Raw genomic sequence first — 594 nt, 5'->3', positions numbered from 1 at the left:
GGATGGGCCGCGTCGTGCGGGTGTGTCGTCCTTCGGGATCAGTGGTACGAACGCGCACGTGATCCTGGAACAGCCCGAACCCGCCGACACCGACACCGACGCCAGCGCTGCATCGGACGCCGCCGAGGACGAGACGGCCAGGGCCGCGCTGCCGGTGCTGGTGCCGCTGTCCGGCCGGACCGAGTCGGCGCTGCGCGCCCAGGCAGGGCGGTTGCTGTCCCGACTGGACGGTGAGCCGGCGCCGCGCGTCACGGATGTCGCCTACTCACTGGCGACGGGCCGCGCGGTGTTCGAGCACCGCGCGGTGATCCTGGCCGGGGACCGGGAGGAGCTGCTGCGCTCGCTGTCAGCCCTGGCCGAGGGCCGCAGTGAAGCGGCCGTCGTGGCACAGGACCGGGCCCGCGCCGGCAAGCTCGCCTTCTTGTTCTCGGGTCAGGGGTCGCAACGCCTGGGTATGGGGCGGGAGTTGTACGACCGTCATCCGGTCTTCGCGGCGGCGTTCGACGCGGTGTGCGCTTCCTTGGACGAGCATCTGGACCGTCCGTTGCGGGACGTGGTGTGGGGTGGGGACGTGGAGCTGCTGAACCAGACCGT

1 protein-coding gene is annotated in these 594 nt (G+C 71.7%); it reads left to right on the top strand.

Annotated elements, in window-relative coordinates:
- Positions 1-58: 58 nt before the first annotated feature.
- A partial coding sequence (locus tag ADK54_RS13485) for an acyltransferase domain-containing protein (RefSeq protein ID WP_234392044.1) occupies positions 59-594 on the top strand: 536 nt, incomplete at its 3' end.

Origin of the sequence: Streptomyces sp. WM6378 (genome assembly GCF_001279695.1) — a bacterium.
In the GTDB taxonomy this organism is placed as follows: domain Bacteria; phylum Actinomycetota; class Actinomycetes; order Streptomycetales; family Streptomycetaceae; genus Streptomyces.
Note: the sequence above shows the minus strand (reverse complement) of the source record. Positions and strands in the feature narration are given on the sequence as shown.